Below are 14,968 nucleotides of genomic sequence, written 5' to 3'. Positions count from 1 at the left end.
TTTACATGCTTTACTCCAATTATTACCCAGCTGTACAAGAATCTTCTGACAAACCTTTGCTTGTTTTTCTACATGGTTTACTCGGAAGCGGGGATGATTGGAGCGCATGTCATCCATATCTAGAGGATTTTCCTCGTCTTTGCATAGATTTGCCCGGGCACGGACAAAGTCGCTTTATCGATCCGGTAGGCTTTGATCATTGCTGCAAGAAAATCGTTCAGTGCATCACTTCTCAACTTGCTCTCAACGATCTTCCTGCGGATTACCCTATCGTGGTGATTGGCTACTCTATGGGGGGCAGGCTTGCCATGTATGGGGTGACAAGCCCTTGCTTCGAAACGCTCAATCTTGAGAAAGTCATTATTGAAGGTGGCAACTTTGGTTTGGAGCGTGATGAAGAACGAGCACAAAGGTTAGTACATGATACGCAATGGGCTGTCCGCTTTGCGCAGCAGTCGATTGAAGATGTTTTAGACGATTGGTATCAACAAAGCGTCTTTTCTTCACTAAATCATGAGCAAAGACAAACTTTGGTCATAAAGCGTAGTGGTAACCTTGGAGTATCCGTAGCAAATATGTTGTTATCTACTTCGTTAGCTAAGCAACCGGATTTACGTGCCACATTGAAATCTCATGAGCATCAATTGCATTATGTGTGTGGTGAAAAAGATCGTAAATTCATGGAGCTAGCTGAGAATAGTGGCTTTGAATATAGTCAGGTTGATTACGCTGGTCATAATGTTCATTTTGAGCAACCAGAGTTGTTTTCCAATCTGATCATCCAATGTATCGCCAGTCGTCGTTAAACTGACTGAGCGGTTCTCTCGTATCAAGCACTATCAAAAGCAGAGCAACACCGTCACGACTATTCGTTAGTCGTGGTCTCTAATAGAACAATGGGAATCACCATGGCTAAAACAGTAGGCATCACAGAAGAAGAACTTTACGCAGCAGTTAACTGGCGCGATGAAAGCAGTCAATTTGAAGATATTCAGTACCACAAGTCTGACGACGGTATTGCGAAAATCACGATTGCTCGTCCTCAAGTCCACAATGCGTTCCGTCCACAAACCGTAAAAGAGATGATCAATGCACTGGCTGATGCTCGTTATGACGAGAAGGTTGGCGTAATCATTTTGACGGGTCTTGGTGAGAAGGCGTTCTGTTCTGGTGGTGACCAAAGTATCCGTGGTGACTACGGCGGCTATCAGGATGATTCAGGTACACATCACCTGAACGTGCTTGATTTCCAACGTCAAATTCGAACTTGTCCAAAACCGGTTATCGCAGCGGTATCGGGTTGGGCAGTCGGTGGCGGTCATGTTCTTCACATGATGGCAGACCTTACTATTGCAGCTGAAAACGCTCAGTTCGGTCAGACCGGCCCTAAAGTAGGTTCATTCGATGGCGGTTGGGGTGCTTCTTACATGGCTCGTATCGTTGGTCAAAAGAAAGCGCGTGAAATCTGGTTCTTGTGTCGTTTCTACGATGCTCAAGAAGCATTGGACATGGGTCTAGTAAACACAGTTGTACCAGTTGCTGATCTAGAAAAAGAAACGGTTCGTTGGTGTCGTGAGGTTCTTCAACACAGCCCAATGGCGCTGCGTTGCTTGAAAGCCGCACTAAACGCTGACTGTGACGGCCAAGCTGGTCTTCAAGAGTTGGCGGGTAACGCAACTATGATGTTCTACATGACAGAAGAAGGCCAAGAAGGCCGAAACGCATTTAACGAGAAGCGTCGACCTGATTTCGACAAATTCCCGCGTAACCCATAGTCTTTATCTTCTTTAAAATGAGTCGCTAATAGCGGCTCGTTTTGTTTTGATGTTCCCCGTTTTTTAGGAAACTTTATGAACTCAGTGAATTCTCAGCGTCACGCTAAACTCTACCGTTATCAATTGCCTATGGATAGTGGTGTGATTCTTCGTGACAATAAGTTGAACGAACGCGTTGGCTATATCATCCAACTTGAGTGTGATGGTAAAACTGGTTTTGGCGAAGTTGCGCCTCTGCCAGGTTTTAGTCAAGAAGATACCGAACAAGCTGGCATTCAGCTGCAACACGAATTAGAGCTTTGGAGCCACAATAACCCTCAAACGCCTTTTGATGAGTTATATCCTTCTGTTGCCTTCGGTTTTTCGATGGCGATGATGGAATTACGAGGCGAGCTCAACGCTGAAGGTAACTACCAAGCGGCACCGTTGTGTACAGGAGATCCAGATGAATTGATCCCTGTGCTGAATGAGATGAAAGGCGAGAAGGTCGCCAAAGTAAAAGTCGGCCTCTACGAAGCGATTCGTGATGGCATGCTGGTCAGCTTATTCCTTGAGTCGATCCCTGATTTGAGCCTAAGGCTTGATGCTAACCGTGCGTGGAAGCCAGAAAAAGCCAAGCAGTTCATCAAGTACATTTCGCCTTCACTGCGTCAACGTATTAGCTTTATTGAAGAGCCTTGTCAGAAGCCAGAAGACAGCTTAGCTTTTGCTATTGACCACGGTGTGGCGATTGCGTGGGATGAGACACTACAAGAAGCGGTGCGAAGTTCTGAGTTTAATCTCAGCGATCTTACGGGTGTTAAAGCGGTAGTGATTAAACCAACCTTGATTGGTTCAGTAGAGCGTTGTGTTGCTATCATTGAACGCGCGCAACAACTTGGTATTAAACCTGTACTAAGCTCAAGCATAGAGTCTAGCCTTGGCTTAACTCAGATTGCTCGATTGGCACAACAGTACTTGCCTAATGAAGTTCCAGGGCTTGATACTATTGGCTTGTATCAGCAACAGCTAGAAGTCTCTTGGCCGGGTTGTCAGCTTCCAGTTTCAACGCTTGAACAGCAACAATTAATTTGGTCTTCTTAGGCTGGCGTTCGATTGGCTTAGACCGTTCTCAATCTATAACTTGGTTATCTTATGATGCGCCCACAATCTAGTCATCACCCGCTCTGGGTACAGTGGGCGCAGCAGAACCCACATCAAACAGCGTTAGTGACTCCTAACCGCGCTTACACTTGGCAGCAAGTGTTTGTGCTGGTGAGTGAGTACCAACAACAGCTATCTCATCAAGGCCTATCTGAAGGTGATGTACTGACGATTGTCGGTAAGAACCAAGCTGAAGTGATTCCGGTTTATCTTGCCGCACTCAATTTGGGTGTGGTTTGCGCGTTTACCATGCCTCAGCCGAAAGCTCGTTTAACGCAGAAGCTTGAATCCCTCTATGGTCAGCTAGACAGACGTTACCTTTGGCTATTAGATAGCTGTGGGTTAGATCATTCTGATGCTGTTGACCTCAAGACTGTATTGGTGACGTTACCTTGCTTGAGCGAAGTTAAGGTCGATGGTAATGACAAACCAACAACACCGCAAAATCCTAGCTTTAATCCTCAATCTTTAGCGACCATTGTATTCACTTCTGGCTCTACCGGAAACCCGAAAGCGGTGGCTCACACGTTGCAGCAACACTTATGTTCTGCTCAGGGTTTACTAGACGTTTTCAACTTTGAACAAGCTGACACTTGGTTGCTTAGCTTACCGATGTACCATGTGTCGGGATTGGCGATTGTCCATCGTTGGTTGGTGGCTGGTGGCTGCATCAAAATAGGGTCAGGTAAGCTTGAGTCAGACATCGAAGGTTGCAGTCATGCCTCTTTAGTGGCGACTCAACTACATAGGTTATTGCAGAGTAAGCAAGCACTTACTTTAACTCATGTGCTTTTAGGCGGTAGCCATATCCCAGAAGCGCTAGGGCTTGAAGCTCAACAAATGGGCATCGAAACATGGCTTGGATACGGTATGACAGAAGCAGCTTCAACAGTGACCTCGAAGCCAGTCGATTCTAGTAATACTGCAGGTTTTGTTCTCGACCAACGCCAGTTGAAAATTGAAGATCAACGTATCTTTATTGGCGGCAATACGCTTGCTTCTGGTTATTACTATCAGGGCGAGTTAACACCATTGGTGGATGAGAACGGTTGGTTCGACAGTAAAGACCTCGGCGAATGGGATGGCGAACAAGTGTCGATCATTGGTCGTGCTGATAATCAGTTTATTTCTGGCGGTGAGAATATCCACTGTGAAGAAATTGAACGAGTACTGAATCAGTTATCTTTAATCAATCAGGCGTTTATCGTTCCAATTGAAGATGATGAGTTCGGGTTTCGACCTGTCGCTATTGTGGATTGTACGGATTTACCAACCAAAGAATGGTTTACCGAGCAATTAAATGGCCGTCTGGAACGGTTCAAATTTCCTGTCGAGTACTATCGAATGCCTCATCAAGAACAGCTAGGTATTAAGGTTTCACGCGCAGGGTTGGCACAGTGGTTACAGCAGATACGTTCTAAATAGAACTGAGAACAATAAAATGAAGCGCAATACACGGTGACTAGTCGTAATTGCGCTTCAGGGGGTTGTGATGGTGGTGAAACCATCACAAATTCTTAATATTCTATCTGCTCATTAAGGCTTTTATCTTTGCATCTGGCTGTTTAGCTTAAGCGAGTGCCTTCTTCATTTGTTCAGCAACCTTATCTACCTTACCTAAACCGATAATGACCTGTAGGCCACCTTTTCCGATAGGAACGACGCCTGCAGCACCCAGTTTTTTCAGTTTGTCACTGTCTGCTGCTGACGAGTCTTTTACTGTTAAGCGTAAGCGAGTAATACAGTTGTCCACTTCTAGAATGTTGTCTGCACCACCAATAGCCTCGATGTAGTTGTTGGTTAGGCTAACTAACGCTTCTGGAGATTCTGTCTCGCCTTCTGCTTCCATCTCTTCACCACGACCCGGAGTACGTAGATTGAACTTGATGATAGCGAAACGGAAAATACCGTAGTAAAGCGCGAAGAACACCACACCTTGAACTAATAACATGTACCAGTTAGTCGCTAACGGGTTTTGGCTTGATAGCACTAAGTCAACAAAGCCTGCAGAGAAGCCGAAACCTGCCATCCATTCCATGCTTGCTGCAATGTAAAGCGACAAACCTGTTAACACTGCGTGCAATAGGAACAATACAGGTGCTAGGAACATGAAACTGAACTCTAGAGGCTCAGTAATGCCAGTGAAGAATGAAGCCATTGCAGCCGCAAGCATGATTGCGAAGACTTGGTTTTTATTTTTCGCATCAGCGCAGTGGTACATCGCCAATGCTGCTGCTGGTAGACCAAACATCATAATAGGGAAGAAGCCCGCTTGGTACATACCTGTTTTACCCGGAATACCCGTACCGTTAGCGATAGATTGTGCGCCGCCTAGGAAGTTTGGAATGTCGTTGATACCCACAACATCGAACCAGAACACTGGGTAGAGTGCGTGGTGCATGCCTATTGATAGGAACAAACGGTTGAAGAAGCCAAACAGACCAGCACCCACAGCGCCCATGCTTTCTAGCTTAATACCCAATACGATCAGAGCATCGTACACAGCTGGCCAGATGTATAGCAGAGCAAAAGAGAGCGCCATACCTGCGATTGAGGTAAGGATAGGAACCAAACGCTTACCGCTGAAGAATGCTAAAGCTTGAGGAAGCTCAACCGTTGAGTAGCGGTTGTAGATCTCAGCAGAGATGATACCGACAATGATACCCACGAATTGGTTGCTGATTTTTCCGAATGCCGCTGGTACTTCACTTAACTCAACATCCATCAATTGAGCAACTGAGCCCGGAGCAAGTAGCGTGGTGACGACTAGGAACATCACAAAACCAGACAGTGCGGCAGAACCATTTTTATCACGGCTTAAACCAAAGGCGACACCCACCGCGAACAGAACTGCCATGTTGTCGATGATCGCACCACCTGATTTGATCAAGAATGCGGCCAGAATACTTTCAGATCCCCAACCAACAGGATCCAACCAGTAGCCGATCCCCATAAGGATTGCTGCAGCTGGCAGTGTGGCTACGGGAACCATCAATGCCTTACCTACTTTTTGCATATACCCGAGTATATTCATACGTGCCCCTAAGTTTGTAATTAATTTTTTTAATGTTTCTGCTCGTCAACGCATGGAGTTAAATATTGATCGAGGCAGGGTTTTAAGTAACTGCGGCTATTAGAAACTTATTTCTTAATGCAAACAAACGAAACGGGTAGTACTATGAATTAAAATTTTTAATGCATGAATTCGTATGGCTAATCATCAATCTTTACTGAGAAACCTTCATACTTTTAATGTTGCTGCCGAGAAAATGAGCTTTACGTTAGCCGCGAAAAAGTTGCATTTGACTCAGGGAGCCGTTAGCCATCGAATCAAAGTGTTGGAAGGTGAACTCGGGTTTAATTTGTTTGTACGAGGCACTCGCAAACTGGAGCTGACCGAAGAAGGGCAACGCTTTCAACGCACGTTATCGAAGTCGTTGAGCTCTATTTTTGGCGAGATCGAAGACATTACCAACACAGACTTGTATGGACAGATCAATATCGGTACCAGTCCTGCCTTTGCAAACAGTTGGTTGCTACCAAGGCTGGCTGATTTCAAACAGCGATACCCAAAGTTCAACCTCAATATTTTCTCTCAAGAAGAGCAAGACTTTCATCAAAATCATCTCGATGTCGCCATTTACTATGGTGCTGAAGATCTAAAAGATATGCATCGACAGCGTCTGTTCGGTGAAAAGTATATTCCGGTATGTACGCCGAGCTATGCCGCTGAACACGATATCTTTGATGATGGTTTAGAGTCGTTACACCGGATTAATTTCATTCATGCGCTAGGCTCTGATGTGTGGCAGCGTTGGATCAAGCACAATCAACTCGATGTAAATCTGTTTGAGCAGTTTTATTGTGTGAGTCATCGCGATATGGGCGTGCAGAGTGCTTTGCATAATATCGGTGTGGCAATGGGGCGCTATCATTTTGTTAAGCCGTACATTGAGACTGGTGAGCTCATAACGCCTTATCCAAGTATGGATACTGATAAAGGGTACGACTTGATCTGTCCGTTAGGCACTGAAAAGCGGCCTAAGGTAAGAACCTTTATTAAGTGGCTAGAGGGGCAATTGGGCTAGGTTAGTTAATTTAGCAATTAGATAGTTCAAAACAGAATTTATTATCTTTATAACCATCCATCATAATAAGCCCTATGAATAACGGATTATAGAATAAGGTCTTATTATGAAAATTGCCCTCATCATCGCGGTTTTACTGCAGATAGGCCAAGCAGTGACTTCGTCAGGGTTGACTCGCTCGTTGGCCGAACTCACCGCATTTGTGTTGGTTGTGGTACTTGTTTTAATGAAAAGAGAGAGCAAGAAGAGTGATAAGCCCCTGTTTGATTTGTGATTGTTGCAATAAAGAATATCTTTACCGCAAACGATAAAGGCAAAGCCAATTTGAGCTTTGCCTTTTTGTTTTGTCATTCGCTAACTTGTTTGTCTGCTTAACAAGTTAACCAATCTACAGCGCTTCTTTACGTATTAGGTGCATCAGGCAAGCGTTAACCACGCTAATGAGCCTGTCGAAATCATCGTCCACATTGTAATACCAAACATCAATGGCTTCGGCCCAGCAGCTTTAAGCTTCTCAACTGAAATACCGCAACCAATCAAGAATAGACACACCACCAATGCACGCTTAGACACATCAAAGATACCTTGATAGACCATCTCAAATTGTGGCAATAAGTCACTAACAGCAATAGCAGCGCAATAGAAGAAAATGAAGTAAGGAATCGTAATCTTCTTTTGATCGTTCTTGAAGATCATCGCACTGACTAACGCGATTGGGATAATCCAAAGTGCGCGAGCGAGCTTCAATGTGGTTGCTGTGGTCAGTGCTTCTTCGCCATATGCTGATGCTGCGCCGACTACAGAAGATGTATCATGAATCGCGATTGCAGCCCATGTTCCGAAAGTTTGTTGGCTTAACTCTAGTGCATGGCCAATCATTGGGAACAAGAAAAGGGCAACGGAGTTCAACACAAATACAGTGGCTAACGCCAAGCCAATCTGTTCATCATCGGCTTTGATGGCCGGTGCTACGGCGGCAATGGCGCTACCACCGCAAATTGCGGTGCCAGAAGAGATAAGGTAACCCGTGGTGCGATCTAATCCCATGCGTTTTGCCAAGAACCAACCAATGACCAAGGTACCAATAATCGTCGTCACAATGAGGCCAATACCATCGCCTGTTACTGCCAATGCTTTCTCAAACTGAATGCCAAAGCCTAAGCCGACAATCGAGTAGGCCAGTAGCTTTTTGGTGAGTTTGCCCACTTCTAGATGCTCAGGGACTAAACCTAAGCTCGCAAGAAGGAAGCCGATCACGAGTGCCGTCGGTGAACTCACCCATGGGGTTAAGCAAAACAGAGCAGCAAGATAAAATGGAACAGACTTTTTTAGATTCATTATATTTAATTCGTCGCGTCTAGTATTGGCAGCGTAGTGGAAGACTATACGCTTAACGCAATGGTAAGTAAGTCTAAATGAATTGAACAAACGTTAAGTAAAACTGAACGGTTGTTCTTATGCTCAAATGTTTAGCTACAGAGTTGTTTGGCTCTGCTTAGCGCAATGGCCCACGAAGCTCGGCAACTGACTGGCGCAATGTTTCACAAGAAGTATCTTTAGGCAAAATTGGTCTCCCGGCTTCGATCTCGATTTTTGTCCAGAATCGATTGGGTAAACCTTTACATGCACTGCCTTTGAAACGGCTAAAGTAGCTTCCCCATAACCCTTTGAGGGCCATTGGGATGACGGGTACCGGTGAACGTCGGATGATCAGTTCCATTCCACGCATGAATTCAGCAACTTCGCCATCAGAGGTCAACTTTCCTTCTGGGAAAATACAGACGATGTGGCCTTCATGCAGCGCACGTTCTACTTCTTTGAAAGCATTTCGAATCGAACTGCGATTCGTTGCGGAGATTGGAATAACCCCAGCTCGTTTCAAGAAACGTCGTAATGGCGGGAGCTTGGCGTAATCCTCTTCCATCACAAAGCGGATCAAACGAGGACAAACGGCGCTCAGCAATAATGCATCCATATAACTCACATGGTTACAGACGATTAGCGCGCCACCTTTTTCTGGCAGGTTGTGAAGGTTCTTATGCTTCACACGGTACATGGTGTGAGTCACAACCCAAGTGAAGAAACGGAAAGCATAGATCGGCACCTGATAAAACAGGGCAAACATGACTAAAGTATTGAACACCGCGAGTAAGGCAAACAATTGTGGGATTGAAAGCTGTAGAACACTCAGGAAGACGATACCAAGAACAGCGCTTCCCACCATGAACAGTGAGTTATAGATGTTCAAACCTGCGATAACTTGCGCTCGCTCATTGGGTTTAGCTCTAAACTGCATCAAAGAGTATAAAGGTACGATGAATATGCCACCCGACATGCCAAGCAGCAGTAGATAGGCGAATAGAGGCCATAATTCGGAGTAAGACACGAAGCTTTTGAATGAATCGAAGTCAGGGAGTGCCTCTGGGATCGACACGGCCATTAAAAATCCAAAAATAGAGATGCCTAAGCTGCCCATTGGGACAATGCCGATCTCAATTCTGTGGTTGGATAATTTGTCGCAAGCCAATGAACCAATGGCAATACCAACCGAAAACAGTGCTAGTAAAAACGCGACAGCGCTTTCGGTCCCGTTTAGGTAAACCTTGGTGAAGTTGGGAAACTGAGTGAGATAAGTCGCCCCTAAGAACCAAAACCAGCTTATTGCCATCAGTGCTTGGAATGTAGGTCGATCTTTTTTAGCAATCGCGAGCGTTTGGCGTGTCAAAGTAATAGGTTGCCACTTCACTTTTAGGTCAGGCGCATTGCTTGGTGCTTCAGGAATAAAGTAACTGGCTAAATAGCCGAGTACCGCAAACGTCACAATACAGACTGCAGCGATCAGCTTTGAATTCTCTTCTGAGGCAATAATTCCGGCGCCTAAGGTGCCGATTAAAATAGCTAAGAAAGTGCCTGTCTCGACCAAAGCGTTACCAGAAACCAGCTCTTTCGATTCTAACTGCTGAGGAAGTAGGGCGTATTTTACAGGGCCAAAGAAGGCACTTTGGGTTCCCATTAAAAACAGTAATAGAAGCAGAATCGCGTAGCTTTCGTAGATAAAACCAATGGCACCCAGTGACATGATCACGACTTCAATAAGCTTAACTTTGCGAATGAACCACGATTTTTCGTACTTATCCGCCAAGACGCCGGCTAAAGCAGAAAAGAGAAAGAAGGGCAGAATAAAAAGACCAGCGGCCAAGTTAATGAACAAATTGCTGGAAATAGGCAAGGTATCTACGCTTGCGAAGGCAACAAAGAGCAGCAGGACATTTTTGAAGATGTTGTCATTAAAGGCTCCCAAAAATTGGGTAATAAAATAGGGTAGGAACCTTTTTTGGGTTAACAGCGAGGATTGGCTGTCATTGTTCATTATCTGTCCTTCGATGATTACCAGTTGGTGAGGTAGTTTGAGATTAGGTTATTAATCAATTCTTTACCATCAATGGGTTCAGAAGCGAAAAACTTATCATCAACACTTAACAGGGTTATTCCGTGAACACCAGACCATAACACACGGCTTGCCTTCACAACTTCACTTTCTGTGTGCTCAGGAGCAATGGCCATAAGTAGTTGCTCTAGCATACCGGTCATTTTATCGATTCGATTGGATTGCCACTCAGGAAGGTTTTCGCCGTTCATGTTGTGTTCGAAGATAAGTTGCCAGCGATGAGGGTTTTTCTGTGCGTAGTCGTGGTAGCAATAAGCGAGGTTGAATAACGCTTGCTGTGGGTTGCTTGATTTCTCTACGGCTGATGCGGATTCAGAGGCTAGTTCGTCTAGTGTTTGAGCGACAACGTGTAAAAGCAACAGGTTATAGTTGCCAAACACATTCACTAGAGTACTCGGTACATACCCAATCATATTGGCGATTTTACGTAAACTTAACTCGTGATAAGAGTGCTCTTCTAGGAAGTCAGTCACTATCTTTAGTGTGAGCTGAACCAGTTGTTCTCGAGTGTGGTCGTTTCTTCGTGCCATGAGTAGTATCTAGTAAATGAACATCGTTCAATATTTTAATGCTGCCCCAGAGTGCCGTCAATCCTTTCGCCAAATAAGTAAACAATTAATAGCCGCAATATTATGATACATGTGTAAACACCGTGAATATTTCATTGTTCTTTGTTAACGAGTATGATTAAGGTGTCGAAAGATAAAGAAACCTATAAAGGATAATAATGAAACGATTTTTCTCACTAGTCGCGATCCTGTTGGTAACAGTCGCGGTGACGCCAATCGCGGAAGCGAAAAAGTTTGGTGGTGGTAAGTCATTTGGCAAAAGCTTTAAAACGGCTCCAGCACCAAAACAACAAAATACGAATTCGATCCGTCAAGATCAAACGGGTAAGAACACAGCAGCTAACTCTAGCAAGAAAGGCCTTATGGGCGGTCTGCTAGGTGGTTTACTTGCTGGTGGTCTTTTAGCTGCATTCTTTGGTGGCGCATTTGAAGGTATCCAGTTCATGGATATTCTGATTATGGGTCTTATTGCTTTCCTAGCGTTCAAATTCCTACGCGGAATGTTGGGGGCTAAGCAGGGCTCCATGAATCAGCAGAATGCACGTGGCCAACAGCCAGCATTCGGCGGCATGGGTCAGAACAAGTTTGAACAACCGCAGCAAAAGCCAAATGTTCATAACTTTGAGCAAGCACAACCTCAATCTCAAGGCGCTGCTGGCGGCTTTGGTTTTGGTGCGCAAAGCGATGTTCCACACAACTACCCACCGGGTTTTGATCAAGCGGCTTTCATCAATGGTTCTCGTGAGCATTACCGTACACTGCAAGGTGCATGGAACCACAACGAGCTAAACACGATTGAAGAATACGTATCTCCAAGCCTATTTGAAGACCTGAAAGCTGAGCGTAATAAGCTAGACGGCGATCAGCACACAGACGTAATGTACGTTGATGCTGAAATCGTTCGTGCTGACCATGACGGTAGCAAGGCTCAATTAAGCCTACAGTTTAGCGGTCGTTACCGTGATACTGCGGATGGTATTGAAGAAGATATCACCGATATCTGGCACTTAGAGCGTGATCTAACTACTGACAATGCGCCTTGGTTAATTGTTGGTATTCAAGGTTAATCTATACTAAGTACCATTCAATTTAGTCTTTAAATCAAACGCCTACTGAGTAATCAGTAGGCGTTTTTTTATGGTAAAGAAAACGGCAATTTGACTCTTCTTGCCTGTTAGCGAGATAAATCATGAACAGCTTGGGTTATTTGTTCTCTATTTCATTGAATGAGTTCTGAGTAAACTGATACCAAACAATTGATTAGGTAATACGATGAGCGAAAACACAACATTGGTGAAATGGGGTATTGCTGGTTTAGGCAATATAGCAAAAAGGTTCGCAACTGCACTCACTCAGCATTCTGCACATGGTGAGCTTTACGCCGTCGCTTCTAGGGACTCTGAACGAGCAAACGCGTTTGGTCAGAACTTTGGTTGCGAGTTGAGCTATGGATCCTATGAAGAGATGGCCAACAATCCGGATGTCGACGCGGTTTACATTGCCACTGTTCATCCGTATCACAAACCGTTGGCGGAGTTGTTTCTGAGTCACAATAAACATGTCTTGGTAGAGAAACCCGCGTTTACTAATCTCGCAGATTGGTTGGCAATGAAAGCCCTAGCCGACAAACATGGGGTGCTGTTGTTGGAAGCGATGAAAACAGTGGCGTTTCCAGCGTACCGTGAGCTTAAATCTTATCTATCTGAAAACAATATACAAGTTACCTCGATTGAAGCTGGGTTTGGCAACGAACATGACTATGACCCCAACTTGTTTATATTCAACCCAGAACTCTCGGGTGGTGCGACACTTGATGTTGGGGTTTATGGGCTTTGGTTTTACTATGATTTATGTCGAAGCTTAGGCGTAACGCCTTCAGAGCCTAAGGTTGAGATGTCGAGTCTGTACAAGCAATCGAATGTGGATACTGACTCTCTGTTTACGTTCTTTCAAGGTATTGAAGGGAAAATATCGGCGTCTATCGTTTCTAATTTACCTCGATCTGCTACATTGCGTGGGCCTGAACTAACGATCACGATCAGAGACAAGTGGTGGAACCCAGAGACAATAGACATTGAATATCAGGGCACCAAACACACCATTCAGCATAAAGTTGTGGGCAATGGCTTCGAGTTCGAGATTGATCATATGTCTCAGTTGATACGTGATAACAAGACTGACTCTGATGTTCTACTCTCTGATGTATCTTTACAGGTTATCGAAACCATGGAACGAGCATTGATGAACGCAGGCTTTGGACACCTAACTAAAATAAAGACTTCAGAAAAATAAATGGCAAACCAAAAGCGACAACTCGAACTTTATGAACAGATATTTCAGGCGTTTGGCCCTGGAACCTCGCGATGCCAGATCAGTCAATTGGCGGCGCTGTTGTTCGTTAGTGAGCGTCATGTTCAAACCATTATCAAAACGATGGTAAGGGAAGGTTGGGTTGAGTGGCAGGCGAGTTCAGGTCGCAACAAAAAAGCGTTATTAACATGCCTCGTTGAACCTATCGATGCGTGTTATACGTTGGTTCATGAGTTGTCAGACGCGGGTAGTGTGGAGCAAATGCTTCCAATATTGAGTTTTGGCGGAAGGGATGCAGGGCTAGAGCTGCAATCGTTTTTAAGCCATGCTAATCAAGCCGCGCGTCGCGCCTATATCCCATTTCATCGAAAGCTAGAGCAACTTCATCCTCATAAGGTGCTCCGACGAACTGAGCGCTTCTTAGTGAGCCAAGTGTGCCAGCGCCTTACTTATGTTGAGAATAACCAAGCTGGGAATGACCAGGCTAAGAATCGCCAAGTTCGAGGTGATCTGGCTTATCACTGGCAATCAAATGAAGATGCGACAGTGTGGCGCTTTCAAATTCGCAATGACGTGCATTTTCACGATGGCAGCCTTTTATTGAGCAAGGATATTGTTCGCTGCCTTCAATCTTTGACTCAGAGTGAGCATTGGCGTCTTGGCTATCAACATATAGCCGCCGTGGATCTCTATTCGGAGAATACAGTGGAAGTGCGTTTGAGTGAAACGGACTGGCATTTACCAAGGCTTTTGTCTCGCGCTGAAGCGTCAATATTTCAAATGTCGACATCTGGGAAGCTCAATGGTTCAGGTGCTTTTTCTCTCGATGTTTTCTCAGAGAACATGCTCCGCCTCAGTCGTAATAAGCTCTATTTACATCATGTGTCTATTTTGAATAGTATCGAGCTGTGGGTATACCCAGAATGGGCGACGAGCAAGGTATGCGCTGAAAACAAGCTGTGCCTTGAAATGCCTGAAAAAACCAGTGCCGTACCGAGTGAAAACTATTCTACATTTTTGAAGATCCAAGCCTCAAGTCAGACTAACGAAATAACCCCAATAATGACGGTCGAAGATACATCGGAATGCCAAAGACTCTTTGCAAGCCTTGCTTCACCTGATGATAGGTTGGTGTTAATTGAATACGGAAACTACACCAAGATCGAAGGAGTGGTGTTGTGCAGTATTATTGACGAAGGTGATCCGTTGAGCGCTTGGCTTAGTTTCTTATCTCGCTTTCCGTTTTCTACTCTCAATTTAGATTCGCAGATCTTGGAGACGATTCGAACGTACCTTTCGTTGATTCGTCAGGAGCCTGATTTCAGTCGTTCGCTAGCCATATTAGATGAATGTCGTCAGTGGTTGTCTGAGGTTGGTATTGTTACTGAGCTTAAGCATGAAGCGTTTGGATTAGAAGTATCAGATCGGATACAAGGCGTGCAAGTAAATGGTTTTGGTTGGTGTGAATTGAATCAGTTATGGATTTCAGACAGTTAAGTACTGACGGGTCAAAGAAAGTGATAAGCCAGAAACGAAAAAAGCCAACTCGATGAGTTGGCTTTTCGATTTTCCAATTAAGGAGAATATGGTGGAGGGAGACGGATTCGAACCATCGAAGGCAGTGCCGGCAGATTT

At 44.8% G+C, this 14,968-nt stretch carries 13 protein-coding genes; 9 read left to right on the top strand and 4 right to left on the bottom strand.

Annotated features, from left to right (window positions below):
* Positions 1–5: 5 nt before the first annotated feature.
* The 4 genes from menH (at position 6) to menE (ending at position 4,343) form a co-directional block, all read left to right on the top strand.
* Positions 6–806, top strand: coding sequence for a 2-succinyl-6-hydroxy-2,4-cyclohexadiene-1-carboxylate synthase (menH, locus tag OW495_RS21585; RefSeq protein ID WP_017110064.1), 801 nt, complete (start codon positions 6–8; stop codon positions 804–806).
* 102 nt (positions 807–908) lie between these two features.
* On the top strand, positions 909–1,775 hold the full coding sequence (menB, locus tag OW495_RS21580) for a 1,4-dihydroxy-2-naphthoyl-CoA synthase (protein WP_010439547.1): 867 nt from the start codon (positions 909–911) through the stop codon (positions 1,773–1,775).
* Positions 1,776–1,850: 75 nt separating this feature from the next.
* The gene (gene menC / locus OW495_RS21575) at positions 1,851–2,858 is read left to right on the top strand and encodes an o-succinylbenzoate synthase (RefSeq protein WP_289888291.1); all 1,008 of its coding nucleotides are present in this window, start codon (positions 1,851–1,853) and stop codon (positions 2,856–2,858) included.
* 51 nt (positions 2,859–2,909) lie between these two features.
* The gene (gene menE, locus OW495_RS21570) at positions 2,910–4,343 is read left to right on the top strand and encodes an o-succinylbenzoate--CoA ligase (protein WP_289888290.1); all 1,434 of its coding nucleotides are present in this window, start codon (positions 2,910–2,912) and stop codon (positions 4,341–4,343) included.
* Between the two features lie 145 nt (positions 4,344–4,488).
* Here menE and nagE read toward each other — a convergent pair whose 3' ends face one another.
* Entirely contained in the window at positions 4,489–5,934 is a 1,446-nt protein-coding gene (nagE, locus tag OW495_RS21565) for an N-acetylglucosamine-specific PTS transporter subunit IIBC (RefSeq protein ID WP_198593881.1), read from the bottom strand.
* Between the two features lie 193 nt (positions 5,935–6,127).
* On the opposite strand from nagE, the gene OW495_RS21560 reads away from it, so the two are divergent.
* Together OW495_RS21560 and OW495_RS21555 are read left to right on the top strand one after the other, a co-directional pair.
* A complete protein-coding gene (locus OW495_RS21560; protein WP_017105244.1) occupies positions 6,128–7,006 on the top strand; it encodes a LysR substrate-binding domain-containing protein in 879 nt (292 codons plus the stop codon).
* Between the two features lie 106 nt (positions 7,007–7,112).
* Entirely contained in the window at positions 7,113–7,280 is a 168-nt protein-coding gene (locus OW495_RS21555; protein WP_004736103.1) for a hypothetical protein, read from the top strand.
* Between the two features lie 143 nt (positions 7,281–7,423).
* On the opposite strand, the gene OW495_RS21550 is transcribed toward OW495_RS21555, so the two are convergent.
* From OW495_RS21550 to OW495_RS21540, 3 genes are all read right to left on the bottom strand, one after another.
* Entirely contained in the window at positions 7,424–8,344 is a 921-nt protein-coding gene (locus tag OW495_RS21550) for a putative sulfate exporter family transporter (RefSeq protein WP_029223440.1), read from the bottom strand.
* 157 nt (positions 8,345–8,501) lie between these two features.
* Complete coding sequence (locus OW495_RS21545; protein WP_289888287.1) at positions 8,502–10,376, bottom strand: MFS transporter; 1,875 nt, start codon at positions 10,374–10,376, stop codon at positions 8,502–8,504.
* A 17-nt stretch (positions 10,377–10,393) separates the two neighbouring features.
* Positions 10,394–10,984 (bottom strand): TetR-like C-terminal domain-containing protein, encoded by a 591-nt coding sequence (locus OW495_RS21540; protein WP_289888284.1) that lies wholly within the window; start codon positions 10,982–10,984, stop codon positions 10,394–10,396.
* Between the two features lie 197 nt (positions 10,985–11,181).
* Between OW495_RS21540 and OW495_RS21535 the strand changes: the two genes are divergently transcribed.
* The 3 genes from OW495_RS21535 (at position 11,182) to OW495_RS21525 (ending at position 14,830) form a co-directional block, all read left to right on the top strand.
* Entirely contained in the window at positions 11,182–12,090 is a 909-nt protein-coding gene (locus tag OW495_RS21535) for a TIM44-like domain-containing protein (RefSeq protein WP_017105248.1), read from the top strand.
* A 205-nt stretch (positions 12,091–12,295) separates the two neighbouring features.
* On the top strand, positions 12,296–13,315 hold the full coding sequence (locus OW495_RS21530) for a Gfo/Idh/MocA family oxidoreductase (protein ID WP_289888279.1): 1,020 nt from the start codon (positions 12,296–12,298) through the stop codon (positions 13,313–13,315).
* Positions 13,316–14,830, top strand: a complete 1,515-nt coding sequence (locus OW495_RS21525) for an SgrR family transcriptional regulator (RefSeq protein ID WP_289888276.1) — start codon at positions 13,316–13,318, stop codon at positions 14,828–14,830.
* Positions 14,831–14,968: the final 138 nt, after the last annotated feature.

The sequence above is a fragment of the Vibrio sp. 14N.309.X.WAT.E.F5 genome (genome assembly GCF_030397615.1).
Taxonomy (GTDB): domain Bacteria; phylum Pseudomonadota; class Gammaproteobacteria; order Enterobacterales; family Vibrionaceae; genus Vibrio; species Vibrio lentus.
The sequence above is the reverse complement of the archived record's forward strand: the minus strand, read 5'-3'. Positions and strand labels throughout refer to the sequence as shown.